We start from the raw sequence: 24880 nt of genomic DNA, 5'->3' as shown, positions 1-24880 counted from the left end.
GACTCAAGTGCTGGTCATCCTGGCTCGAAAGCTGGCACGAGTGGCGTTCGCCCTGATGAAGAACCAGAGCGAGTATCAGCCAAATCCAGTCTTGGGGGCTTCCCCCCAAACATAGAATCTCCCACAGGTTTTGCGTACATACCGCTTACGGGTTACTGCCCCGGAATGTCCTTGCGCAGTTTCACTGGATCCTGCCGCTTCTTCTTTTTCGCAATCGCGGTGCGCATCTTGATGTTGATCGCTTCCACCGCCAGCGAGAACGCCATGGCGAAGTAGACGTAGCCTTTTGGTACATGCACGTCCAGGGATTCGGCAATCAGCACCATACCGACGATCAACAGGAAGGACAGCGCCAGCATCTTCAGCGAAGGGTGCTTGTCGATGAACGCGCTGATAGTGCCCGAGGCCAGCATCATCACCAGTACCGCCACGACGATTGCCGCGACCATGACCGGTACGTGGGACACCATGCCGACTGCAGTGATCACCGAGTCCAGGGAGAACACGATGTCGATGATCGCGATCTGGATGATGGTGTAGAGGAAGTTGCCACCCTTGAGGTTTGGCTCGTCGTCGGTTTCGTCTTCACCTTCCAGCGCGTGGTACATCTCTTGCGAGCTCTTCCACAGCAGGAACAGGCCACCGAAGAACAGGATCAGGTCACGCCCGGAGATACCCTGGCCGAACACTTCGAACAGGTCGGCAGTGAGGCGCATGACCCAGGTGATGGACAACAGCAACAGGATCCGCGTGACCATGGCCAGCGCCAGGCCGAAAATCCGGGTGCGCTGCTGCATGTGCTTGGGCATGCGGCTGACCAGGATCGAAATCATGATGATGTTATCGATACCCAGGACGATTTCCAGGGCGGTCAGGGTAAAGAAGGCAACCCAGATTTCAGGGTTGGTCAGCCATTCCATGTGTATTCCTTTGAGCGATTGTTAAACCAAAAAGGGCCCCGACTTCAAACCGCGAAGCCTGGACCCGAAATGGTGAGTCTTGGGCTTATAGAGTGCTGAACAGCGGAAAAATCCCCATCAGCAATGCGGCAACCAGTATGCACATGCACACCAGCACTGCCCACTTCAGGGTGAAGCGCTGGTGATCACCGAAGTCGATACCAGCCAGGGCCACCAACAGGTAGGTCGATGGTACCAGCGGGCTCAACAAGTGGACGGGCTGACCGACGATCGAGGCACGTGCCATTTCCACTGCGGTAATCCCGTAATGGCTGGCGGCTTCGGCCAGTACCGGCAACACGCCATAATAAAACGCATCATTGGACATGAAGAAGGTGAACGGCATGCTCACCAACGCCGTGATCACTGCCAGGTACGGGCCGAGGAAATCCGGAATCACCGACAGCAGGCTCTTCGACATGGCATCGACCATGCCGGTGCCCGACAGGATACCGGTGAAGATGCCCGCGGCAAAGATTAGCCCGACCACCGCCAGCACGCTACCGGCGTGGGCCGCGACGCGATCTTTTTGCTGTTGCAGGCAAGGGTAGTTGACGATCATGGCGATACTGAACGCCACCATGAACAGCACCGGCAGCGGCAGCAGGCCGGCGATCAGGGTGCACATCAGGGCCAGGGTCAGGGCGCCGTTGAACCAGATCAGGTTCGGACGACGGGCATCCGGGAACTGCGAAACGGTGATCTCGCTGTGGTCGATCTCGTCGCCCACCAGGTGCAATTCACCCAGGCGCGCACGTTCACGCTTGCCGTAGAAGTAGGCAATGGCGAGGATGGCCAGGACACCGGCCGCCATCGCTGGAACCATCGGCACGAAGATGTCGGACGGGTCGACATGCAGCGCACTGGCCGCACGGGCGGTCGGGCCACCCCAGGGGGTCATGTTCATCACGCCACCGGCGAGGATGATCAAGCCCGCCATGATCCGCGGGCTCATGCCGATGCGGCTGTAGAGCGGCAGCATGGCGGCCACGCAGATCATGTACGTGGTCGCGCCGTCACCGTCGAGGGAAACCACGAGCGCCAGTACCGCGGTACCGACCGACACTTTCAACGGGTCGCCCTTGACCATCTTGAGGATCTTGCGCACGGCCGGGTCGAACAGGCCGGAGTCGATCATCAGGGCGAAGTACAGGATCGCGAACATCAGCATCACGCCGGTCGGCGCGAGCTTGGTAATGCCTTCGAGCATCATCGGGCCGATTTTCGGGCCGAAACCGCCGAACAGGGCGAAAACGATCGGGATGATGATCAGGGCGATCAACGCGGACAGGCGCTTGGTCATGATCAGGAACATGAACGTGATGACCATGGCGAAGCCAAGGAAAGTCAGCATGGGAATACTCCAGGCGTAGCGCGGCTAGGGAATGAGCGGATCGGACGGGATCAGCGCAGAACGGGAAGCACGAGACGTACGGGCGGAGTTGCAGCGAAGCGGCGGATAGAAGAGGACATCAGGGTCACCATTGTTGTTGTTAAATGGGCCGGGCGAACAATCGAACATTCGCTGTAGCCAACCGGTCTGTTGCCGGCAGTGAGGGCGATCCTAATCGGGGAAGCTTTCAGCCAGCTTTCGCCGATGAAAGCATTGACCGGATGTGCAACCGGTCGTCGGACCGGATTGAGGCGTTCGCGAGCAAGCCCGCTCCCACAGTGGTTTTGTGTACGACATAGATCCAGTGTGGGAGCGGGCTTGCTCGCGAAGGCGTCAGTCAAGACGCATCAGGAGGAACAGCATGGTCGAATTCCACCCCGGCGGTTGCCATTGTGGACAACTGCGCTATCAATTCAGCGGGCCATTGCACGATATCGCCCACTGCCATTGCTCGATCTGCCGGCGAGTCAGCGGCGGGATCGTGACGACATGGATCACCGTCCCGGCTTCAGCCTTTCAATGGCTGGCCGGGACACCGGCGCGATACGACTCTTCACCCACCTGCACGCGCTATTTCTGCAGCAACTGCGGGGCACAACTGGCATTGGTGACTCACCTGAGCCCGGACAGCATCGACGTGACCATTGCCACCCTCGACCACCCGGAACAGGCCCCGGCCGAACGGCACATCTGGACCGACAGCCGCCTGCCGTGGCTGCACCTGGATGAGCATCTGCCGGGCGAAGCCGAAGAAACGCTCTGATCAGAAAATAGACAGGTCCAACGGCCGAACCGCGCCCATCCAGATCGCGTGATCGCGGTGATCCAGCAAGTCGTTGCCGGTGTCAGGATGCAGGAATACCACCAGCCCCTTGCGGTTGAGCGCCAGCCACGGCAGCACATCGCCGATCAGCTCGGGGCCGAACGCCAGCTGGCAACTCCAGTCCGGGTGCGGGCCGACCGGGCGCTCATGTACGCGGCCCATCTGCAGCGGGAATAACTGTGCGGCTCGCTCACACAGGGCCCGCGCCTGGTCGATGGTGCTGGCGTCGAAATATACATGGGCGTGATAGCCCTTGATCCGTTGCATCTGAATCCCTCCAAACCGAGTCGAACCCTCACCGTTTCCGGCAGGTCACACGCCATATACCCCGCAACAACGGAGCCAGCCATGAAAAATGCCGAAACCCCGGTGGTGAAAGTGGTGCTTTATGGTGCCATGAGTAGCCTGGGCAGTGCGCTGATGGCTGAAATGCTGCGGCGTCAGCATGAAGTGATCGCCATTCTCGATGATCTGACGGCCCTGGCGCCGCGACCGGGTTTGCGTACCAAAACCGGCGACCTGTTCGATGCTGAGCGAGTGAAGCAAAGTGTGGCCGGCAGTTCGGCGGTCGTCTGTTTATTAGACGCACCAGGATTGCCGTTCAACAGTGAGCATGTGGAAAAAACCATCGTGCCCGGCCCGGTCGAGCAAGTGCTGGCGGTGGATGCATTGATCGATGGCATGCAGGCGGCGGGCATTGCGCGGTTGTTTCTGGTGGGTGATTTCGAGATTCTGGACGATCCGGAGTTCGAGGACGGATTGGAACTGCACGCCGCCGAGGAAATCCGCGAAGCGCTACAAAGCAGTGCCTTGCACTGGACGATGGTGAATGCCCCGCGCGGAGTGCCGGGGCTGACCATTGAGCACTTCAGCCAGGTCAGCAGCAGTCTTGAGCCGGGGCTGGCCGAACCGCTCGCACGCCTGGCCCGCACGGCGGTGGGGATCGCTGATGAGCTGCATCTAAACCTGCATATCGGCGAGCACGTCAATTTCATCGCGACTTCTGAGCCGTAAAGCATGTCCCTGTAGGAGCTGCCGCAGGCTGCGATCTTTTGATCTTCAAACCGCAATCGAAGGAAACGACATTCCCGTCAACGATTGCGCACTGCTGGCCTGCTCAGCCATCAGCCAATCAACGAACTGTTGAATCAGCGCCCCACGTCGCTTGCGCTGTGGCAACACCACGTAATAACCCAGCCTGGAAATCACCGTTTCGGCAATCGGCCGACACAACAAACCTTGGGCCAGCAAGTTATCCACAAGGTGCCGCCAGCCAATGGCCACGCCCTGTCCGCCAATGGCGGCCTGAATCAGCAAGGTGTAATTGTCGAAACGCAACTGGCCGGGGGCCGGGGCCGAGGTGATGCCCAGCTCGCGAAAGACACCGCTCCAGTCAAACCAGTGACTGCTGTTTTCGCCACGCAGGTGCAGGAGCGGAAACTCCAGCAACGACTGGGCGGGCAGGGGCAGGGCACGATCATTCAACAACTGCGGGCTGCACACCGGGAACACTTCCTCGCTGAACAGCCAATGGCTCTCGCCCTGCTTGAAACGACCATCGCCGAACAGCACCGCTACATCGATATCGCTGCGCAGCATGTTGTGGCTGCGCTCACTGGTCACCAGGCTGACGTCGACCTGTGGATTGGCCGCATGAAAGCGGTGCAACCGGGGCATCAACCAGTAGGCGGCGAAGGCGAAATCGGTGGCGACCTGCAGCACCTCGTGCTGGTGTTGCGCGCTGATTGCCGCCAATCCTGCGTCGATATTCTGCAAACCCAGCTGAACCTGCTCAAAAAGGATTACCCCGGCCTCGGTCAGTTCGATACCTCGATAGATTCGGTCGAACAGTCGAGTCGCCAGTTGCTCCTCCAAGCGCTTGATCTGTTGGCTGATCGCCGGCTGTGTGGTGCCCAGCTCGACCGCCGCCGCCGTGAAGCTGCGCTGACGGGCCGCCGACTCGAAAGCACGAAGTAAATCCAGAGAGAGGTCACCAAGTGCGTCATACATAAGCTGTGCTTATCCTAGTCATTGCCGGCCATGGGCTTTACCGCAAAGTGTGGGGGTTACATCCTCGATCCCAGCACTCTCGCATAAACATCCACTATGGAATGCCGCGAACACATGAAGCGCAAGAACATTCTTTTCATCATGGCCGATCAAATGGCCGCGCCAATGTTGCCCCTCTACGGCCCATCGCCCATCAAGCTGCCTAATCTGAGCCGCCTCGCCGCCGGCGGCGTGGTGTTCGACAGCGCCTACTGCAATAGCCCGCTTTGCGCGCCTTCGCGCTTTACCCTGGTCAGCGGCCAGCTGCCGAGCAAGATCGGCGCTTATGACAATGCGGCGGATTTTCCTGCCGATGTGCCGACTTATGCCCACTACCTGCGCCGCCTCGGATACCGCACCGCGCTGTCGGGCAAGATGCATTTCTGTGGTCCGGACCAGTTGCACGGCTATGAAGAGCGCCTGACCAGCGATATCTACCCCGCCGACTATGGCTGGGCGGTGAACTGGGATGAACCTGACGTGCGTCCGAGCTGGTACCACAACATGTCGTCGGTGCTGCAGGCGGGCCCCTGCGTGCGCACCAATCAACTGGATTTCGACGAAGAGGTGGTGTTCAAGGCCCAGCAGTACCTGTTCGACCACATCCGCGAAGATGGCGACCAGCCGTTTTGCCTGACGGTTTCGATGACCCACCCGCACGACCCGTACACCATTCCCAAGGCGTTCTGGGACCTGTACGACGACGCCGACATCCCGCTGCCGGTTACACCGGACCAAGCCGGACTCGATCCGCACGCCCAGCGATTGCTCAAGGTCTATGACCTGTGGGACAAGCCGCTGCCTGTGGATAAAATCCGTGACGCGCGCCGTGCCTACTTCGGCGCCTGTAGCTATATCGACAGCAACGTCGGCAAACTCCTGCAAACTCTTGAGGATACGGGTCTGATCGATGACACCATCATCGTGTTCTCCGGGGATCATGGCGACATGCTCGGCGAGCGTGGACTCTGGTACAAAATGCACTGGTACGAGATGGCAGCTCGTGTACCGCTGTTGATAAGTGCACCAGGGCAATTCGGTTCCGGCAGGGTCAGCGCTTCGGTGTCAACCGCCGACCTGTTGCCGACCTTCGTAGAACTGGCCGGCGGCTCTCTGGAACCGGGCTTGCCTTTGGATGGTCGCTCGCTGGTGCCGCACCTGCAAGGGCAGGGCGGTCATGACGAAGTGTTCGGCGAATACATGGCCGAAGGCACCATCAGCCCGCTGATGATGATTCGCCGTGGCGCCTACAAATTCATCTACAGCGAAGACGACCCTTGCCTACTCTTCGATGTACACAATGACCCACGCGAGCTGGAAGAACTCAGCCATTCGCCGCAACATCGCCAGCTGTTCGACGATTTTCTCACCGAAGCGAGGGCCAAATGGAATATTCCGGCGATCCACCAACAGGTGCTCGCGAGCCAGCGGCGCCGGCGTTTCGTTGCTGATGCCCTGACCATTGGCAAGCTGAAGAGCTGGGATCACCAGCCGCTGGTGGACGCCAGTCAGCAATACATGCGCAACCACATCGACCTCGACGATCTGGAGCGCAAAGCACGTTATCCACAACCCTGCCAAAATCAATAATCTCAAGGGGAAGTCCATGCAAAGGTTATCCACAGTACTGACGGTCGGGTTCCTGGCCCTGGGCAGTGCGTCGGTCTATGCCGATCAGAGTTGCGAGACGGTGAAGATGGCCGACCCGGGCTGGAGCGACATCGCCGCGACCAACGCCATCACCGGGTTTCTGCTGGACGGCATGGGCTACAAGGCCAAGGTCGATACCCTCGCCGTGCCGATCACCTTTGGCGGGCTCAAGGACGGCCAGGTGGATGTTTTCCTCGGCAACTGGATGCCGGCGCAGCAGGGCTTCTACGACAAGTTCGTCGCCACCGGTGACGTCACGCAACTGGCGAAGAATCTCGACGGCACCGAGTTCACCCTCGCTGTCCCGGATTACGTGTGGGACGCGGGTGTGCATAACTTTGCCGACCTGAACAAGTACGCCGACAAGTTCGACCACAAGATCTATGGCATCGGCTCTGGCGCACCGGCCAACATCTCGCTGCAAGAGATCATCAAGAAAAATGATTTCGACATGGGTAAGTGGAAACTGGTCGAATCCAGCGAGCAAGCCATGCTGGCCGAAGTGTCTCGGGCGGTGAAGAAGCAGAAGTTCGTAACCTTCCTCGGCTGGACGCCGCACCCGATGAATGTGCAGTTGAAAATGCATTACCTGAAAGGCGGCGAGAAATATTTCGGTGACACCGGCAGCGTCCACACCCTGACCCGCAAAGGTTATGCACAGGCCTGCCCGAACATCGGCAAGCTGCTCACCAATCTGAGCTTCACCCAGGAGATGGAGAACAGCATCATGGCCGAAGTGGTGAACAAGAAAGTCAGCAATGCCGATGCGGCCAAGGCGTGGATCAAGGCCAATCCGGCCGTGCTGGACAAGTGGCTCGATGGCGTGAAGACCGTGGATGGCAAGGATGCGTTGCCGGCCGTGAAAGCCAAGCTCTAATCCATGTGGGAGCGGGCTTGCTCGCGAATGCGGTAGATCAGTCGACATTGAAGTTGCCTGATCCACCGCATTCGCGAGCAAGCCCGCTCCCACAATGCGTGGTGCTGATACCCTTATGCAAAACCCAACCCGAGAGGACCCATGGCCCTTCCCAGCCGCCATTCACTCTTCCCATTCCTTTCATGGTTACCCCGGCAAACCCGCGCCAGCGTCGGTCGTGACCTGGTCGTCGGCCTCAGTGGCGCGATTCTCGCGTTGCCGCAATCCATCGCCTACGCACTGATTGCCGGCCTTCCACCGGAGTACGGCCTGTATGCGGCGATCATCCCGGTGTTGATTGCTTGCCTGTGGGGCTCGTCGTGGCATCTGATCTGCGGTCCTACGGCGGCCATCTCCATCGTCCTGTACGCCAGCGTCAGTCCACTGGCCGTGCCGGCGACGCAAGACTACGTCACCCTGATCCTGTTACTGACCTTCCTGGCCGGGATTTTCCAGTGGCTGCTGGGATTGCTGCGCTTTGGTGCGCTGGTCAATTTCGTCTCTCATTCAGTGGTGCTTGGCTTCACCCTCGGCGCGGCGGTGGTGATTGCCGTCGGCCAGTTGCCCAACCTGCTGGGCCTGGACCTGCCCAGCCAGGCCACCGCCCTGGACAGTTTCATCTCCTTGTTCAAACACCTGGGTGAAGTGGATAAACCCTCGCTCATGCTCGGCTTGGCTACTGTCGTGGTCGGCGTGATTCTCAAGCTGTGCCTGCCGCGCTGGCCGACCCTGTTGATAACCCTGGTGCTGGCAGCCCTGCTGGTCTGGCTCTGGCCATCGATGTTCGGGCATGTGCGACTGGTCAGCGCCTTCACTGGCCAGCTGCCGCCCTTGAGCCCACTGCCGCTTGACCTCGATCTGATCCTGCGCCTGCTGCCCAGTGCCGTGGCGGTCGGTATGCTCGGGCTGGTCACCAGTTTGTCGATTGCCCGCTCGATATCTGCACGTTCGCAGCAACTCCTCGACGCCAACCAGGAAGTTCGCGCCCAAGGCCTGTCCAATATCGTCGGTGCGTTTTTTTCCGGATCGCTCTCGGCCGGCTCGTTCACCCGTTCGGGGCTGAGCTACGAAGCGGGTGCCTGTTCGCCACTGGCGGGGATTTTTTCGGCCTTGTGGGTGGCGCTGTTTGCGATTTTTGGCGCGAACCTGATCGCCCACATTCCAATCCCGGCCATGGCCGGCAGCATTTTGCTGATCGCCTGGGGCCTGGTGGATCATCGGGGTATTCGTGCGTTGCTGCGGGTCAGCCGCGCCGAGTTCATGGTCATGAGCCTGACCTGCATCGCCACGCTGCTGTTGGAACTGCAGACGGCGATCTATGCCGGGGTGTTGGCGTCGCTGTTCTTTTACCTCAAGCGCACCTCACAACCACGGGTGCAGCATTTACGCGACGGCGATGAAGACATTCTGCGGGTCGGCGGCTCGATCTTTTTCGGCGCCAGCCATTACCTGCAAGTTCGCCTGCAACGCATGCACGGCGCACGCGTGGTGATCGAGGCGCAGCAGATCAATTTCATCGACTATTCAGGGGTGGAGATGCTGCATCAGGAAGCGCGGCGGCTATTGCGCCAGGACCGCAGCCTGACCCTGCGCCGGGCCAGGCCGCAGGTGGTGGATGAATTGAGGAAGCTGGAAGGGGCAGAAAAATGCCCTATACGCTTTGAGGATTGAAATCCTTGTAGGAGCTGGCTTGCCAGCGAAGGCGTCCTTAAGTACGCCAAAAGCTTCGCGGGCAAGCCCGCTCCTACAGGGACTGTGTCAATTGCCGACGAAGCTCCGCCAACACCGGTACCGTATCCGGGCGCACCCCGCGCCACAGGAAGAACGCTTCCGCCGCCTGCTCGGCCAGCATCCCCAGCCCATCCATCGACACCGCCGCGCCGTGTTCGCTGGCCCAACGGCAGAACGAAGTCGGCTCCTTGCCGTACATCATGTCGTAGCAAACCGTTTTGCCCGGCTCGATCAGGCTTGGCGCAATCGGCGGCACATCGCCCGTGAGGCTCGCGGATGTGGCGTTGATGATCAGGTCCACCGACTCCTGCAGCCAGTCATAACCACTGGCCGCTACCGGGCCCAGATCGCAGAACAATTCCGCCAGTAATTCGGCCTTATCCACCGTGCGATTGGCGATGATCACCGACGCCGGCTGCTCGGCCAGCAACGGCTCCAGCGCACCGCGCACCGCGCCACCGGCACCCAGCAGCAGGATGCGCTTGCCCTTGAGGCTGAACCCGGCGTTGACCGTCAAATCCCGCACCAGCCCGGCGCCATCGGTGTTGTCGCCCAGCAAGGTGCCGTCGGCCAGCTTGCTCAGCGTGTTCACCGCACCGGCTCGTTGCGCCCGCGCCGTCAGGCTGTCCGCGAGGCGAAAGGCATCTTCCTTGAACGGCACCGTCACATTCGCACCCCGACCTTCAAGGAAAAATGCCCGGGCGCAGCCGGAGAAGTCGTCGAGGGGCGCCAGCGAGGTGCTGTAGTCGAGTTTCTGCGCGGTCTGCTCGGCGAACAGGCGATGAATCAGCGGCGATTTGCTGTGGCCAATCGGGTTACCGAAAACGACATAACGGTCCATCAACATTCCTCTTCAGGCCTGGGCCAACCAATCGCGGTCTTGCAGGAAGTACTCGGTCAGGCGCGCTTCTTCGCTCCCAGGCTCGGCTTTCCAGTCGTAACCCCAGCGTACCTGCGGCGGCAGCGACATGAGGATCGATTCGGTACGGCCACCCGATTGCAGGCCGAACAAGGTGCCACGGTCATAAACCAGGTTGAACTCGACGTAGCGCCCACGGCGGAACTCCTGGAATTCCCGCTGTTTGGCGGTGTAGGCAGCGTTCTTGCGGCGTTGCACGATCGGCAGGTATGCCTCGATGAACGCATCACCGATGGCCCGCATGAACGCGAAGCTGGTGTCGAAGTCCCACTCGTTCAGGTCGTCGAAAAACAGGCCGCCGATACCCCGGGGCTCGTGCCGATGCTTGATGTGGAAATAGCTGTCGCACCAGGCCTTGTAACGCGGGTAGACATCCGCACCGAACGGCGCGCAGGCCTGCTCGGCGACGCGGTGCCAGTGCACGCAATCTTCTTCGTTACCGTAGTACGGCGTCAGGTCGAAACCGCCGCCAAACCACCAGACCGGCTCTTCACCTTCTTTTTCGGCGATGAAGAATCGCACGTTGGCGTGGGAAGTCGGTACATGCGGGTTGTGCGGGTGGATCACCAGCGACACGCCCAGGGCCTCGAAGCCACGCCCGGCCAGTTCCGGCCGATGCGCGCTGGCCGACGGCGGCAAACCGCTGCCGAAGACGTGGGAAAAGTTGACGCCGCCCTTTTCGATGACCGTGCCATTTTCGACCACCCGCGTGCGCCCGCCACCGCCGGCGGGCCGGGTCCAGGCATCTTCGACGAAGCGCGTGCCGCCGTCTTCGGCCTCCAGGGCAGTGCAAATACGGTCTTGCAGATCGAGCAGGTAGGCTTTTACGGCCTCGGTGCGGGTAGTCATGGCATCACCTTGGATCGGGCAAAGCTACGCGGCGCTCCAGCGGAGCCGAGCCTGCGCAAATGGGCGCGTAGCATAACACCGCCGATGCGCTCGTCGCAGTTGACGAAGATCACGCTTCGGCGCCAGATAGCGCACTTGGTAAAACGATCTCAGGAGAGTGCAGATGGCAAAGCGTATCCAGTTCCGTACCCATGGCGGCCCGGAAGTACTTGAGTATGTGGACTACCAACCCGCCGAGCCCGGCCCGCAGCAGGTCCGCGTGACCAACAAGGCCATCGGCCTGAACTTCATCGACACCTATTACCGCAGCGGCCTCTACCCGCCACCGGCCCTGCCATCGGGTCTGGGTTCGGAAGGCGCGGGCGTGGTCGACGCGGTCGGCAGCGAAGTGACCCGGTTCAAGGTCGGCGATCGCGTGGCTTATGGCAGCGGCCCGTTGGGCGCTTACAGCGAAGTTCACGTGTTGCCCGAAGCCAACCTGGTGCGCCTGCCGGACGCCATCACTTTCGAACAGGCTGCCGGAGTGATGCTCAAGGGCCTGACCGTGCAGTACCTGCTGCGCCAGACCTATGAACTCAAGGGTGGCGAAACCATCCTGTTCCACGCCGCTGCGGGGGGTGTCGGCTCCCTGGCCTGCCAATGGGCCAAGGCCTTGGGCGTGAAGTTGATCGGCACGGTGAGTTCGCCAGAGAAAGCCGCGCTGGCCAAGGCCAATGGTGCCTGGGCGACCATCGACTACAGCCATGAAAACGTCGCGCAACGGGTACTGGAACTGACTGACGGCAAGAAGGTGCCGGTTGTGTACGACGGCGTCGGCAAGGATACCTGGCTGACTTCCCTCGATAGCGCGGCGCCCCGTGGGCTGGTGGTGAGCTTCGGTAATGCATCCGGGGCTGTGGACGGGGTGAACCTGGGGATTCTGGCGGGCAAAGGCTCGTTGTACGTCACCCGGCCGACGCTGGCGACCTACGCCAACAATGCCGAGAACCTGCAGCGCATGGCCGATGAGTTGTTCGAGATGATCATCAGCGGCAAGCTGACGGTGGACATCAGCCAGCGTTTTCCACTGGCTGATGCAGCGAAGGCGCAGACCGAGTTGTCGGCGCGGCGTACGACTGGGTCGGTCATTCTGTTGCCTTGAGGACGCCTTCGCGAGCAAGCCCGCTCCCACATTGGTTCTGTGTCATTCACAAAATCCAATGTGGGAGCGGGCTTGCTCGCGAAGAACGATAACGCGGTCTTAATCGGGGCGCACAACATGCCCGGTCGCCAGATCCCGAATAACACTCGGATTCTTGCGCCCACCCAGGTTCCCGCCCAACACCAGGTCAACCTGACCCCGGAAATACTGCTCGACGCGAATCCGCGTACGCGCCGCCGGCCGGCCCTGGGGGTTGGCGGACGTCGACACCAGCGGCCCGACCAACGCGCACAAATCCCGCACCTGAGGATGATCGCTGACCCGCAACGCCACCGTTTCATGCACACCGGTAATCCACTCCGGCAACATGTTCTGATGGGGCACCAGCCAGGTGTTCGGCCCCGGCCAGGTACTGGCCATGCGGTCCATCCACAGTTCGGGGAAGTCTTCGAAGAGGAAGTCGAACTGGCGGATATTGTCGGCGACCAGGATCAGGCCCTTATCAACCGAGCGCCCCTTGATCAGCAGCAACCGATCCACTGCCTCTTCATCCCACGGGTCGCAACCCAGACCCCAGACTGCTTCGGTTGGGTAGGCAATCACCGCCCCTGCGCGAATTGCTCGTGCGGCTTGCTGCACACGCCAACTGTTGACCATGAAAAACTCTCCAGATTAAGGCTCTGCGCAGTTTACCGTTCTTCCTCGTAAAACCTAGCTCACCCGCGCAAACCAGCGTCCGTTTTCACAGACAGCACGGCCGTCCATTTCCAGCTCCGTCAACGTCGCCAGGACCTTGGGCAAGGTCCAACCGCTGGCATCGGCCAGCGCTTCACTGGTGTGAGGGGCGGCGTGGAGCAGGGTCAGCAGCGGATGGCTCGATGTGGCCGCGGGTGTTTGCGTTGAAAAAGGCAGCTGCTGCCAGCCCCGCAAGCCTTCAAGGATATGCTCGATGGTTTCCACCAGCACGGCGCCGTCGCGGATCAGCTGATGGCATCCGCGGGCGCCGGGATGATGAATCGACCCGGGAATCGCATACACCTCGCGCCCCTGTTCCGCCGCCAGCCGGGCCGTGATCAATGAACCGCTGGCAACGCTGGCTTCGACCACCAGCACGCCCAGGGACAGACCGCTGATGATCCGGTTGCGTCGGGGGAAGTTGCCGGCGCTGGGCGCGGTGTCCAGCGGAAACTCCGAAAGCACCGCGCTACCCGACGCGATCATGGCGTCCGCCAGGCGCCGGTTGCGCTGTGGATAAAAGTTTTCAAGACCCGTGCCAAGTACCCCGACCGTTCGCCCGCCAACGTCCAGTGCCGCCTGATGCGCGGCGGCATCGATCCCCAGAGCCAGACCGCTGGTGATGACGAACCCGGCACCAGCCAGGCTGCGGGAAAACGCGGTGGCGGTGTCCATGCCGGGCCGTGAAGCACGACGACTGCCGACCATCGCCAGCTGCGGTTTTTCCAGGATCTGCGGATCGCCGGCCACGAACAGCAACGGCGGCGCGTCGCTGATCTGCGCCAGCAATGCCGGGTAGTCAGGCTGGTCCCACATCAGTAAATGCTGGCCCTGACGCTCTAGCCAGGCCAATGCATGGCTGGCGCCGTCACGAACTTCCGGGGCGCGCCGGGCCTCGCAACACACCTGCGGCAAGCCCAGCGCTCGCCAGGCACTGGCCGGTGCGCTGATGGCTTTGGACGCCGAACCGAAGGCTTCCAGCAATTTCCTGAATCGCGCCGGGCCAAGTTCCGGTAGACGGTGCAGACGCAGACGCGCCTCCAGTTCCGCAGGGGAAACCGGTGTAACAGCGGGTATCGACATGGATCATCCTTGATCGTTATGAGCCCCCGTCGAAACGGGAATAAGCTGTGGATAACTCTGTTGGTAATTTGTGAAGTCAGCTAAGGATTTTGCACCTTGTCCAGCACTGCCAATGAACGTGACGCATGGAGCACCAGCCCATAGCTGAGCTTGTCGTAAGTGCGGAAAACCATCAGCAGGCCGGCGCGCTCATCGGGAATTTTCACTGGTTGGCCGGTGATCCGGTCGCGCACGGTTTCCCCGGTTTTCATCACCGCCAGCACATTGCCTTCGGCCAGGCCGTCGCGTTGCCCCTTGTTCAGGGTGACCACGTCCAGCGCACCGATCTGCGTGACCCCGCGTGGCACATCGATGATCAGGCCGTTGACCTGGGTCTCTGGGGCGCTGGGCATGAAGGTCGAATTGATCGAGCGTTCTTCGCCGCTGAACAGGCGGTCGCCGAGACGCACCTCCTGGGTGGTGCGTTGCAGCGCCAGAGTCGTGACGTCGCCCTCGGTGGCGATGATCTCGCCGCCGCCAATGTCATCGGCGTTGATCCCGAGGAACTCGTGGCTCTGCGGATCGCTGTAGACCTTGCCCTGGCGGAAGATGCCATACACCGGCTGAGCCGGGTCAAAGTGGCCGCGGGCGAAGATACGGTCGCCGGTGCCACTGAGTACGCGCTCGGCATCACCGGCAACGATATAAGGCGCCTGGTCGAAATCCTCGGCCTTGTCGACGATGCGGTTGCTCAGCAAGAAGCTGTTGATCGATTTCAGCGGGATGCTCGGGATGGCGTCGGCCACCGGACTGCTGCGCACCCGTGGCGAAAGCTTGATGGTCCCCCGCGAGGCGCCGCGATCGAGGGTCAGGCGCGGCTGGCCGTTGACGTAGACCAGCGACAGGCTGTCACCGGGGTAGATGAGATCTGGATTTTCAACCTGGGGATTGGCCTGCCAGAGTTGCGGCCACTGCCATGGCTCACGAAGATATTTGCCCGAGATGTCCCAGAGTGTGTCGCCCGTTGCCACGGTGTATTGCTGTGGAAAACCCTCCCTGAGTTGCACTTGCCCGTGCGCAAAACCTGCCGAGGCCAGGAGTAGCAGGGCGAGTAGTGATTTCCTCATGCGATGAATCCCTTTATTATGTGAGTTCGCGTGAAACGCCAGAGCCCTCGGTGGCTCGCTCCCGGCTTGCTTATGAAGAGAAGGGAGCTACGTTTTACACCGGTAGCCTGCATCTTCGGATCGGCCAGGCCATCGACCCGACCTTACTTCACATGTGCAGTCATCAAAGCTTATGGCCATTTTAAACATCCTCGAATTCCCTGACCCGCGCCTGCGTACGATCGCCAAGACAGTGACCGTAGTGGACGACGAAGTGCGTCAGCTGGTCGATGATATGTTTGAAACAATGTATGAGGCGCCAGGCATCGGCCTCGCCGCGACCCAGGTCAACGTGCACAAACGTATCGTCGTGATGGACCTCTCCGAAGACCGCAGCGAACCCCGGGTGTTCATCAACCCCGAGTTCGAGTCCCTGACCGACGAGATGGAGCAATACCAGGAAGGCTGCCTCTCGGTGCCGGGTTTCTACGAAAACGTCGATCGCCCGCAGAAGGTCAAGGTCAAGGCCCTGGACCGCGACGGCCAGCCTTACGAACTGATCGCCGAAGGCCTGCTAGCCGTTTGCATCCAGCACGAATGCGACCACCTGAACGGCAAATTGTTCGTCGACTACCTGTCCACGCTCAAACGCGATCGCATCAAGAAGAAACTGGAAAAGCTTCACCGCCAGAACGCTTGATGCCCTCTTCAAAGGCTTGCCGCGGCAAGCCTTTTTCTTTTCAAGATGCTTTGTAATCGAGAGCTTTCATGACTGAGCCACTGCGCATTGTCTTTGCCGGCACCCCGGAATTCGCCGCCGAACACCTCAAGGCCCTGCTCGACAGCCCTTACGAGATCGTTGCGGTCTACACCCAGCCGGATCGTCCGGCGGGCCGCGGGCAAAAGCTGATGCCGAGCCCGGTCAAGCAGCTTGCCCTTGAAAATAACATCACGGTGTTGCAACCGCCGACCTTGCGTAACGCAGACGCCCAGGCCGAATTGGCCGCGCTGAAGCCGGACTTGATGGTGGTGGTTGCCTACGGCCTGATCCTGCCGCAAGTGGTGCTGGATATTCCGCGCCTGGGCTGCATCAACAGCCACGCGTCCTTGTTGCCTCGCTGGCGCGGTGCGGCGCCGATCCAGCGCGCCGTCGAAGCCGGTGACAGCGAAAGCGGCGTGACCGTGATGCGCATGGAAGCCGGCCTCGACACCGGCCCGATGCTGCTCAAGGTCATCACCCCGATCAGCGCCCAGGACACCGGCGGCAGTCTGCACGACCGCCTGGCCGAAATGGGTCCGCCTGCCGTGGTCCAGGCGATTGCCGGCCTCGCCGCCGGTACGCTCGAAGGTGAAACGCAGGACGACAGCCTGGCCACCTACGCACACAAGTTGAACAAGGACGAGGCGCGCATCGACTGGACGCGTCCAGCGGTTGAGCTGGAGCGTCTGGTTCGCGCTTTCAACCCTTGGCCGATCACCCACAGCACACTCAACGGCGAAGCGTTGAAGGTGCTGGCGGCAAACCTGGCCGAAGGGCAGGGCGCACCAGGTGAAATCCTCGGCGCCAGCAAGGACGGGCTGATCGTCGCCTGCGGTGAGCAGGCCCTGTGCCTGACCCGCCTGCAATTGCCCGGTGGCAAGGCGCTGAACTTCAGCGACCTGTTCAACAGCCGTCGTGAGAAATTCGCCATCGGTACCGTCCTCGGTCAAGCGGTGGACGCTCAATGAACCCGCGTCTGGCCGCCGCCAAGGCACTCGCCGCTGTCCTGAACGGAAAAGCCTCGCTCAACAGTTCACTGCCGACGCAACTGGACAAGGTCGAAGACCGTGACCGCGGCTTCACCCAGGACCTGGCGTTCGGCACCGCTCGCTGGCAGCCGCGTTTGTCGGCGCTGGCGGCCAAGCTGCTGCAGAAGCCGTTCAAGGCGGCCGACGCCGACGTCGAGGCACTGTTGCTGGTCGGTCTGTACCAACTGCTCTACACCCGCGTCCCGCCACACGCCGCGATCGGCGAAACCGTGGGTTGCGCCGACAAGCTGAAAAAGCCCTGGGCCAAGGCCTTGCTCAATGCCGTGCTGCGCCGCGCGCAGCGGGAAAGCGAAACCCTGCTGGCCGAGCTGGAACACGACCCGGTGGTGCGTACCGCTCACCCGCGCTGGCTGCAAAAGTCGCTCAAGGCCTTCTGGCCCGAGCAGTGGGAAGCCATTTGCACGGCGAACAATGCGCACCCGCCGATGATCCTGCGGGTCAACCGCCGCCATCACAGCCGTGACGTCTACCTCGGGCTGCTGAGTGAAGCAGGCATTGCCGCCAGTGCCTGCGTCTACAGCCGCGACGGCATCATCCTCGAGGCAGCCGCCGACGTGCGCAGCCTGCCAGGCTTCGCCGAAGGCTGGATCAGCGTGCAAGACGAAGCGGCCCAACTGGCCGCCGACTTGCTCGACCTGGCGCCGGGCCAGCGCGTGCTCGATGCGTGCTGCGCCCCGGGCGGCAAGACCTGCCATATCCTCGAAGCCGAACCGAAACTGGCCGGCGTCGTCGCCGTGGACCTCGAAGCCAAGCGCCTGGTACGGGTCCGCGAGAACCTCGAACGCCTGAAACTGAGCGCCGAACTGATCGCCGCCGACGGCCGCGACACCGCCACCTGGTGGGACGGCAAGCCTTTCCAGCGCATCCTCCTCGATGCCCCGTGCTCGGCCACCGGCGTCATTCGTCGTCACCCGGACATCAAGCTGACGCGCCAGCCCGATGACATCGTCGCGCTCGCAGTGCTGCAAGGCGAGCTGCTCGACGCCATGTGGCATACCCTGGAAGTGGGCGGCATCCTCCTCTACGCCACCTGTTCCACGCTGCCGACCGAAAACACCGAAGTGATCGAGGCCTTCCTCGCTCGCACACCGGGCGCCCGCGAACTGGACCTGGCCACGACGGCCGGGATCAAGCAACCCCATGGGCGGCAACTGCTGGCCCAGGAAGGCGGCCACGACGGGTTCTACTACGCCAAGCTGATCAAGATCGCCGCCGCACGCGGTTAAACGGATTCAACGGAGTGACTGGATGAAAATCATCATCCTCGGAGCAGGGCAGGTCGGCGGTTCGCTGGCGGAGCACCTGGCAAGCGAAGCGAATGACATCACCGTGGTCGACACCGACGGCGAACGCCTGCGTGACCTCGGTGACCGGCTGGACATCCGCACGGTGCAAGGGCGCGGTTCGCTGCCGAGCATCCTGCGCCAGGCTGGCGCCGACGACGCCGACATGCTGGTCGCCGTGACCAGCAGCGATGAAACCAACATGGTGGCCTGCCAGGTTGCCCACACCCTGTTCCACACGCCGACCAAGATCGCCCGCGTCCGTGAAGCGGCGTACCTGACCCGCACCGAACTGTTCGACAACGAAGCCATCCCGGTGGATGTGCTGATCAGCCCCGAGCAGGTAGTCACCAACTACATCAAGCGCCTGATCCAGCATCCGGGCGCCCTGCAGGTGATCGACTTCGCCGAAGGCAAGGCGCAATTGGTTGCGGTGCGGGCCTACTACGGCGGGCCGCTGGTGGGGCAGCAACTGCGCCAGCTGCGCGAGCACATGCCCAACGTCGAAACCCGCGTGGCGGCGATTTTCCGTCGCGACCGGCCGATCCTGCCCCAGGGCGATACGGTGATCGAAGCGGACGACGAAGTGTTTTTCATTGCCGCACGGGCGAACATTCGGGCGGTCATGAGCGAAATGCGCCGTCTCGACGAGACCTACAAGCGCATCGTCATCGCCGGTGGCGGGCAGATCGGCGAGCGTCTGGCCGAGGCCATCGAAAGCCGTTACCAGGTGAAGATCATCGAGATGAACCCGGCGCGCTGCCGTCATCTTTCGGACACCCTCGATAGCACCGTGGTGTTGCAGGGCAGCGCCTCGGACCGTGACCTGCTGCTGGAAGAGAACATCGCCGACGCGGACATCTTCCTGGCCCTGACCAACGATGACGAGGCCAACATCATGTCCTCGCTGCTGGCCAAGCGCCTGGGGGCGAAGAAGGTGATGACCATCATCAACAACCCGGCCTACGTCGACCTGATCCAGGGCGGTGACATCGATATCGCCATCAGCCCGCAACTGGCGACCATCGGCACCTTGCTGGCTCATGTCCGTCGCGGCGATATCGTCAGCGTGCACTCACTGCGCCGCGGCGCGGCGGAAGCCATCGAGGCCATTGCCCATGGCGATGCGAAATCGAGCAAGGTGATCGGCAAGGCCATCGAGAACATAGGCTTGCCGCCGGGTACAACGATTGGCGCCATTATTCGCGATGAAGAGGTCATTATCGCGCACGATGACACCGTGATCGCAGCGGGCGACCATGTGATCCTGTTCCTTGTGGATAAAAAGCATATTCGCGATGTGGAGAAACTGTTCCACGTAGGGCTGAGCTTCTTCTGATCCGAGTTTTTTGCTGCCAGCAAGGGCCTCTTCGCGAGCAAGCCCGCTCCCACATTTGATCTTTGGTGAACACAAAACCGATGTGGGAGCGGGCTTGCTCGCGAAGGCGGCCTCACTAATCCGGATGAACGCCTGACACCCCCAAGATAAGGAATCCACCATGCTCGAATCCCTGGAAAAAATGCTCGCCAAGGGTGTGGATAACTCGCTGCTGCGCTTCGGCCTGGGCAAGGGTTATCTGGATCTGGGGGAGAACGCCAAGGCGGCGGAGCATTTCCAGCGCTGCGTCGAATTCGATCCGAAATATTCGGCGGCCTGGAAATTACTCGGCAAGGCCCATCTGGCCCTGACCGACTTTGCAGCCGCACGGCAGGCCTGGGAGCAAGGCATCGAGGCCGCCATTGCCCATGGCGACAAGCAAGCCGAGAAGGAGATGACGGTGTTTCTGAAAAAGCTCGACCGTCAGGCGCCCTGATCAGAGATAACGCAAGCCAATGCCTTCGGCATACAGTTCACAGTTATCCACAGATCATGCCAATCAACTCAATACCAGCGCTCTTCGCCCGGTGGACGCTTCTTGAAGCGCTTCATGCTCCACATGTACTGGCTCGGATACGCCCCCACGTAACGCTCGACGACCTTGCTCATGGCAGCGCAGGAGGTGGCGGTATCGGTGCTGTACATCTCTTCGGGCGCGGCTTCCAGGATTACTTTGTAGCCTGAACCGTCCGGCAGCCGCAGGGCATGCAGGAACACGCCGACCGCCTTGCCGCCGGCGAGCATGTTGGGCACGAACTTGCTGGTCAGCGCCTGGGTGGCGAAAAACGGCACGAAGATCCCGGCGGATTCGGCCGGTTCCGGGTCGGCGGGAATACCCACCGCACCACCTTTGCGCACTTCCTTGATGACGCTGAGTATGCCTTCCTTGGTGGAAGCGGCCACCTTGTTGCCCAGTTGCACCCGTTGCTTTTGCAACAATTCATCCACCGCCTTCAATTTCGGCGGGCGATAGAAAATGATCGGTTTGCACTGGCTGCAATAAAAGTGATTGAGCACTTCCCAGTTGCCCAGGTGACTGGTGATGCCGACCACGCCTTTGCCGGAGGCGAGGGCGTCCTTCAATACATCGAGGCCTTCCACTTCGCGGACCAGGTCGATGGAACGCTGGGCCGGCCAGATCCAGGCACAGGCGCTTTCGGTCAGGGACTTGCCGATGTCTTTGAGGCTCTGGCCCACCAGGCGCTCACGCTCGGCGGGGTCCATGTCGGGAAAACACTTGGACAGATTGATCCGGACCACATCGCGGGAACGGTTCGGGGTTTTCCACATGACCCAGCCTATCGCCGAGCCTACGGCCTGAACGGCCCGCCACGGGAGCAGGGCAAACAGCCGCAGAGCGCCTACCAGCAAGGCGCCTTTCAACTTATCCACAGGTCACTCCTGATCTTGTGCTGTGCGCGAGGCGGCTATTCTAACCGCCGTTCGCCAGCAGCGCGTAGCGATCGCAATCCCGAGTGTGGTCCATGACCATGCCCGAGGCCTGCATCAGCGCGTAGCAAATGGTCGGGCCAACGAAGGTGAAACCGGCTTTTTTCAAGCCCTTGCTCATCTCCACCGCCTCGGGCGTGATGGCCGGCACGTCGGAGCGGTCCTTGAAATGATTGATCTTCGGCACACCGCCGACAAAGGACCAGAGAAACCCCACCGGGTCCTCCAGCGCCATCCAGGCCTGTGCATTGCGCCGGGCCGCGTTGAGCTTGAGGCGATTACGGATGATGCCCGGGTCGAGCATCAATTCATCGATTTCCGTGTCGCTCATCTGCGCCACGCGCTGCACGTCGAAGCCGTACAGCACCTGGCGATAGTGCTCGCGTTTGCGCAGCACAGTGATCCAGGAAAGGCCGGCCTGGAACCCTTCGAGCAAAAGCAACTCGAACAGTCCCTGCGCATCGCGTAGCGGCGTGCCCCACTCCTGATCGTGATAAGCCATGTACAGCGGATCTTCGGAACACCAAAAGCAGCGTGGCATAAGGCTCCAGGGGGCGTGCGCAGCAACGAATCGGGTATACTCCCGCTCTTTAAATCGCAGCCCAAGAAACAGGTGAATTTCGTGAGCCAGCCTACGCCAGCCGTGCGTACCTTCCAAGACTTGATCCTCGCCCTCCAGCAATACTGGGCCGAGCAAGGTTGTGTGGTACTTCAGCCCTACGATATGGAAGTAGGCGCCGGCACTTTCCACACTGCAACATTCCTGCGCGCCATTGGCCCGGAAACCTGGAACGCCGCTTATGTGCAGCCAAGTCGTCGCCCGACTGACGGCCGCTACGGCGAAAACCCGAACCGTCTGCAGCACTACTACCAGTTCCAGGTGGTGCTCAAGCCAAATCCGGACAACTTCCAGGAGCTGTACCTGGGCTCCCTCAAGCATGTCGGCCTGGACCCGTTGGTCCACGACATCCGCTTCGTCGAAGACAACTGGGAATCGCCGACCCTCGGCGCCTGGGGTCTGGGCTGGGAAGTCTGGCTCAACGGCATGGAAGTGACCCAGTTCACCTACTTCCAGCAAGCGGGCGGCATCGAGTGCTACCCGGTGACCGGCGAGATCACTTACGGCCTCGAGCGCCTGGCCATGTACCTGCAAGGCGTGGACTCGGTCTACGACCTGGTCTGGGCTGACGGTCCGTTCGGCAAAGTGACCTACGGCGACGTGTTCCACCAGAACGAAGTGGAGCAGTCGACCTACAACTTCGAACACGCCAACGTCGAGAAGCTGTTCGAACTGTTCGATTTCTACGAAAGCGAAGCCAAGCGCCTGATCGAACTCGACCAGCCGCTGCCGTTGCCGAGCTACGAAATGGTGTTGAAGGCGTCCCATACCTTCAACCTGCTGGATGCGCGCCGGGCGATTTCCGTAACCGCGCGTCAGCAATACATCCTGCGTGTGCGCACCCTGGCGCGTTCCGTTGCGCAAGCCTACCTGCTGGCTCGCGCCAAGCTGGGCTTCCCGATGGCGACCCCGGACCTGCGTGACGAAGTACTGGCCAAGCTGGAGGCTGCACAATGAGTGCTCTGGATTTTCTGGTTGAACTGGGCACTGAAGAACTGCCACCCAAGGCCCTGAACACCCTGGCCGAGGCGTTTCTTGCCGGTATCGACAAGGGCCTGCAAGCTGCCGGCCTGAACTACGAGACCAAAACCGTTTATGCCGCGCCGCGCCGTCTGGCGGTGCTGATCACGTCGCTGGCCACCCAGCAGCCGGATCGCAGCATCAACCTCGATGGCCCCCCACGTCAGGCCGCGTTCGATGCTGAAGGCAACCCGACCCAAGCGGCGCTGGGCTTTGCCAAGAAGTGCGGCGTCGACCTGAGCGAAATCGATCAGAGCGGTCCGAAACTGCGCTACAGCCAGAGCATCGCCGGCAAGCCGACCGCGAGCCTGCTGCCGACCATCGTCGAAGATTCGCTGAACGACCTGCCGATCCCGAAACGCATGCGTTGGGGTGCGCGCAAGGAAGAGTTCGTGCGTCCGACCCAATGGCTGGTGATGCTGTTCGGTGACCAGGTCATCGACTGCACCATCCTCGCCCAGAAGTCCGGCCGCGATTCCCGTGGTCACCGCTTCCATCACCCGGAAAACGTGCGCATCGATTCGCCGTCCAGCTACCTGGCCGACCTGCGTGCCGCCTACGTGCTGGCCGACGCCAACGAGCGTCGCGACATCATCAGCAAGCGCACCGAAGAGCTGGCCACCCGCCAGGAAGGCACGGCGATCGTTCCGCCAGCCCTGCTCGACGAAGTGACCGCGCTGGTCGAGTGGCCGGTACCGCTGGTGTGCTCGTTCGAGGAACGTTTCCTCGACGTGCCGCAAGAAGCACTGATCACCACCATGCAGGACAACCAGAAGTACTTCTGCCTGCTGGATGCCGAAGGCAAGTTGCTGCCACGTTTCATTACCGTGGCCAACATCGAAAGCAAAGACCCGCAGCAGATCATCGCCGGTAACGAGAAAGTGGTTCGCCCACGCCTGACCGACGCCGAGTTCTTCTTCAAGCAAGACAAGAAGCAGAAGCTCGAAGACTTCAACCAGCGCCTGCAAAACGTGGTGTTCCAGGAAAAACTCGGCAGTGTCTACGACAAGGCCGAACGCGTTTCCAAGCTGGCCGCCTACATCGCTGCGCGCATTGGCGGCAACGCTTCGTGGGCCGCTCGCGCAGGCTTGCTGTCCAAGTGCGACCTGGCGACCGAAATGGTCGGCGAGTTCCCGGAGATGCAAGGTGTCGCCGGCTACTACTACGCCCTCAATGATGGCGAGCCGGAAGACGTCGCCCTGGCCCTGAACGAGCAGTACATGCCGCGCGGTGCCGGTGCCGAACTGCCAGCCACCCTGACCGGTGCGGCCGTGGCCATCGCCGACAAGCTCGATACCCTCGTGGGGATCTTCGGTATCGGCATGCTGCCGACTGGTAGCAAAGACCCGTACGCACTGCGCCGTGCTGCGTTGGGTGTGCTGCGTATCCTGATCGAGAAACAACTGGATCTGGACCTGAACGACGCCGTGGCCTTCGCCGTGAATGCGTTCGGTACCAAGGTCAAGGCTGCCGGCCTCAACGACGCCGTGCTGGAATTCATCTTCGACCGCCTGCGTGCGCGTTATGAGGATGAAGGCGTCGACGTGGCGACCTACCTGTCGGTGCGCGCACTGAACCCGGGCTCGGCCCTGGACTTCGACCAGCGCGTACAAGCGGTACAGGCCTTCCGCAAATTGCCGGAAGCCGCAGCCCTGGCGGCGGTGAACAAGCGCGTATCGAACTTGCTGAGCAAGGTCGAAGGCTCGGTGCCGACCGTGGTCGAAGCCAAGTATTTCGACAATGCCAACGAGTTCTCCCTGTACTCGGCGATCCAGCAGGCTGACCAGGCTGTCCAGCCTATGGCGGCGGCACGTCAGTACAGCGAATCGCTGGCACGCCTGGCCGCCTTGCGCGAGCCGGTCGACGCGTTCTTCGAAGCGGTGATGGTCAACGCGGAAGATGCCAATGTCCGCGCTAACCGTTATGCACTGCTGGCGCGCCTGCGTGGGCTGTTCCTCGGCGTCGCCGACATTTCGCTGCTGGGGTAAG

The 24880-nt window shown here is 61.4% G+C and carries 24 protein-coding genes and 1 pseudogene; 14 read left to right on the top strand and 11 right to left on the bottom strand.

Annotation, left to right across the window (positions count from 1 at the left end; genetic code table 11):
- Nucleotides 1–115: pseudogene (locus SOP85_RS01290) on the top strand (IS110 family transposase); the annotation flags it as partial.
- A 37-nt stretch (nucleotides 116–152) separates the two neighbouring features.
- Here the strand turns inward: SOP85_RS01290 and SOP85_RS01285 are convergent.
- Nucleotides 153–920, bottom strand: coding sequence for a TerC family protein (locus SOP85_RS01285; RefSeq protein WP_274073806.1), 768 nt, complete (start codon nucleotides 918–920; stop codon nucleotides 153–155).
- Between the two features lie 85 nt (nucleotides 921–1005).
- Nucleotides 1006–2313, bottom strand: a complete 1308-nt coding sequence (locus tag SOP85_RS01280; RefSeq protein WP_274073805.1) for a CitMHS family transporter — start codon at nucleotides 2311–2313, stop codon at nucleotides 1006–1008.
- Nucleotides 2314–2713: 400 nt separating this feature from the next.
- On the opposite strand from SOP85_RS01280, the gene SOP85_RS01275 reads away from it, so the two are divergent.
- Entirely contained in the window at nucleotides 2714–3115 is a 402-nt protein-coding gene (locus SOP85_RS01275; protein WP_323625773.1) for a GFA family protein, read from the top strand.
- On the opposite strand, the gene SOP85_RS01270 is transcribed toward SOP85_RS01275, so the two are convergent.
- On the bottom strand, nucleotides 3116–3442 hold the full coding sequence (locus SOP85_RS01270) for a DOPA 4,5-dioxygenase family protein (RefSeq protein WP_323625772.1): 327 nt from the start codon (nucleotides 3440–3442) through the stop codon (nucleotides 3116–3118).
- 81 nt (nucleotides 3443–3523) lie between these two features.
- Between SOP85_RS01270 and SOP85_RS01265 the strand changes: the two genes are divergently transcribed.
- Nucleotides 3524–4189 carry an NAD(P)-dependent oxidoreductase gene (locus tag SOP85_RS01265; protein ID WP_323625771.1) on the top strand — a complete coding sequence of 222 codons (666 nt, stop codon included), beginning with the start codon at nucleotides 3524–3526 and terminating at the stop codon, nucleotides 4187–4189.
- Nucleotides 4190–4234: 45 nt separating this feature from the next.
- Here SOP85_RS01265 and SOP85_RS01260 read toward each other — a convergent pair whose 3' ends face one another.
- A complete protein-coding gene (locus SOP85_RS01260; protein ID WP_274073801.1) occupies nucleotides 4235–5185 on the bottom strand; it encodes a choline sulfate utilization transcriptional regulator in 951 nt (316 codons plus the stop codon).
- Between the two features lie 114 nt (nucleotides 5186–5299).
- On the opposite strand from SOP85_RS01260, the gene betC reads away from it, so the two are divergent.
- The 3 genes from betC (at nucleotide 5300) to SOP85_RS01245 (ending at nucleotide 9461) form a co-directional block, all read left to right on the top strand.
- A complete protein-coding gene (betC, locus tag SOP85_RS01255; protein WP_323625770.1) occupies nucleotides 5300–6814 on the top strand; it encodes a choline-sulfatase in 1515 nt (504 codons plus the stop codon).
- A 16-nt stretch (nucleotides 6815–6830) separates the two neighbouring features.
- Nucleotides 6831–7751 (top strand): choline ABC transporter substrate-binding protein, encoded by a 921-nt coding sequence (gene choX, locus SOP85_RS01250; protein WP_323625769.1) that lies wholly within the window; start codon nucleotides 6831–6833, stop codon nucleotides 7749–7751.
- A gap of 141 nt (nucleotides 7752–7892) precedes the next feature.
- A complete protein-coding gene (locus SOP85_RS01245; RefSeq protein ID WP_323625768.1) occupies nucleotides 7893–9461 on the top strand; it encodes a SulP family inorganic anion transporter in 1569 nt (522 codons plus the stop codon).
- Between the two features lie 73 nt (nucleotides 9462–9534).
- Here SOP85_RS01245 and aroE read toward each other — a convergent pair whose 3' ends face one another.
- Together aroE and hemF are read right to left on the bottom strand one after the other, a co-directional pair.
- Nucleotides 9535–10362, bottom strand: coding sequence for a shikimate dehydrogenase (aroE, locus tag SOP85_RS01240; protein ID WP_323625767.1), 828 nt, complete (start codon nucleotides 10360–10362; stop codon nucleotides 9535–9537).
- A 12-nt stretch (nucleotides 10363–10374) separates the two neighbouring features.
- On the bottom strand, nucleotides 10375–11289 hold the full coding sequence (hemF, locus tag SOP85_RS01235; RefSeq protein ID WP_323625766.1) for an oxygen-dependent coproporphyrinogen oxidase: 915 nt from the start codon (nucleotides 11287–11289) through the stop codon (nucleotides 10375–10377).
- Between the two features lie 163 nt (nucleotides 11290–11452).
- Here hemF and SOP85_RS01230 point away from each other — a divergent pair, with 163 nt between their 5' ends.
- On the top strand, nucleotides 11453–12430 hold the full coding sequence (locus SOP85_RS01230) for an NADPH:quinone reductase (RefSeq protein WP_323625765.1): 978 nt from the start codon (nucleotides 11453–11455) through the stop codon (nucleotides 12428–12430).
- A gap of 99 nt (nucleotides 12431–12529) precedes the next feature.
- On the opposite strand, the gene SOP85_RS01225 is transcribed toward SOP85_RS01230, so the two are convergent.
- From SOP85_RS01225 to SOP85_RS01215, 3 genes are all read right to left on the bottom strand, one after another.
- Complete coding sequence (locus tag SOP85_RS01225; protein WP_008064654.1) at nucleotides 12530–13087, bottom strand: L-threonylcarbamoyladenylate synthase; 558 nt, start codon at nucleotides 13085–13087, stop codon at nucleotides 12530–12532.
- A gap of 54 nt (nucleotides 13088–13141) precedes the next feature.
- On the bottom strand, nucleotides 13142–14248 hold the full coding sequence (gene dprA, locus SOP85_RS01220; protein ID WP_323625764.1) for a DNA-processing protein DprA: 1107 nt from the start codon (nucleotides 14246–14248) through the stop codon (nucleotides 13142–13144).
- Nucleotides 14249–14328: 80 nt separating this feature from the next.
- Entirely contained in the window at nucleotides 14329–15354 is a 1026-nt protein-coding gene (locus tag SOP85_RS01215) for a LysM peptidoglycan-binding domain-containing protein (RefSeq protein WP_323625763.1), read from the bottom strand.
- Between the two features lie 172 nt (nucleotides 15355–15526).
- On the opposite strand from SOP85_RS01215, the gene def reads away from it, so the two are divergent.
- From def to SOP85_RS01190, 5 genes are all read left to right on the top strand, one after another.
- Nucleotides 15527–16033 (top strand): peptide deformylase, encoded by a 507-nt coding sequence (def, locus tag SOP85_RS01210; protein ID WP_046818630.1) that lies wholly within the window; start codon nucleotides 15527–15529, stop codon nucleotides 16031–16033.
- 68 nt (nucleotides 16034–16101) lie between these two features.
- Nucleotides 16102–17061, top strand: a complete 960-nt coding sequence (gene fmt, locus SOP85_RS01205) for a methionyl-tRNA formyltransferase (RefSeq protein WP_323625762.1) — start codon at nucleotides 16102–16104, stop codon at nucleotides 17059–17061.
- Nucleotides 17058–18368, top strand: coding sequence for a 16S rRNA (cytosine(967)-C(5))-methyltransferase RsmB (gene rsmB, locus SOP85_RS01200; protein ID WP_323625761.1), 1311 nt, complete (start codon nucleotides 17058–17060; stop codon nucleotides 18366–18368). Before fmt ends, rsmB begins: the two co-directional genes overlap by 4 nt.
- A 22-nt stretch (nucleotides 18369–18390) precedes the next feature.
- Nucleotides 18391–19764, top strand: coding sequence for a Trk system potassium transporter TrkA (trkA, locus tag SOP85_RS01195; RefSeq protein ID WP_046818627.1), 1374 nt, complete (start codon nucleotides 18391–18393; stop codon nucleotides 19762–19764).
- A gap of 160 nt (nucleotides 19765–19924) precedes the next feature.
- Nucleotides 19925–20239 (top strand): tetratricopeptide repeat protein, encoded by a 315-nt coding sequence (locus tag SOP85_RS01190; protein ID WP_323625760.1) that lies wholly within the window; start codon nucleotides 19925–19927, stop codon nucleotides 20237–20239.
- Nucleotides 20240–20307: 68 nt separating this feature from the next.
- On the opposite strand, the gene SOP85_RS01185 is transcribed toward SOP85_RS01190, so the two are convergent.
- Both SOP85_RS01185 and tag read right to left on the bottom strand, forming a co-directional pair.
- Nucleotides 20308–21195, bottom strand: coding sequence for a lysophospholipid acyltransferase (locus tag SOP85_RS01185; RefSeq protein ID WP_274073789.1), 888 nt, complete (start codon nucleotides 21193–21195; stop codon nucleotides 20308–20310).
- A 40-nt stretch (nucleotides 21196–21235) separates the two neighbouring features.
- The gene (tag, locus tag SOP85_RS01180) at nucleotides 21236–21793 is read right to left on the bottom strand and encodes a DNA-3-methyladenine glycosylase I (RefSeq protein ID WP_323625759.1); all 558 of its coding nucleotides are present in this window, start codon (nucleotides 21791–21793) and stop codon (nucleotides 21236–21238) included.
- Nucleotides 21794–21874: 81 nt separating this feature from the next.
- Between tag and glyQ the strand changes: the two genes are divergently transcribed.
- Together glyQ and glyS are read left to right on the top strand one after the other, a co-directional pair.
- Nucleotides 21875–22828, top strand: coding sequence for a glycine--tRNA ligase subunit alpha (glyQ, locus tag SOP85_RS01175; RefSeq protein WP_003213601.1), 954 nt, complete (start codon nucleotides 21875–21877; stop codon nucleotides 22826–22828).
- Complete coding sequence (glyS, locus tag SOP85_RS01170) at nucleotides 22825–24879, top strand: glycine--tRNA ligase subunit beta (RefSeq protein WP_323625758.1); 2055 nt, start codon at nucleotides 22825–22827, stop codon at nucleotides 24877–24879. Before glyQ ends, glyS begins: the two co-directional genes overlap by 4 nt.
- The last annotated feature ends 1 nt before the right edge of the window (nucleotide 24880 follow it).

This window comes from Pseudomonas sp. YuFO20, from assembly GCF_035064975.1.
In the GTDB taxonomy this organism is placed as follows: Bacteria; Pseudomonadota; Gammaproteobacteria; order Pseudomonadales; family Pseudomonadaceae; genus Aquipseudomonas; species Aquipseudomonas putida_AE.
Note: the sequence above shows the minus strand (reverse complement) of the source record. Positions and strands in the feature narration are given on the sequence as shown.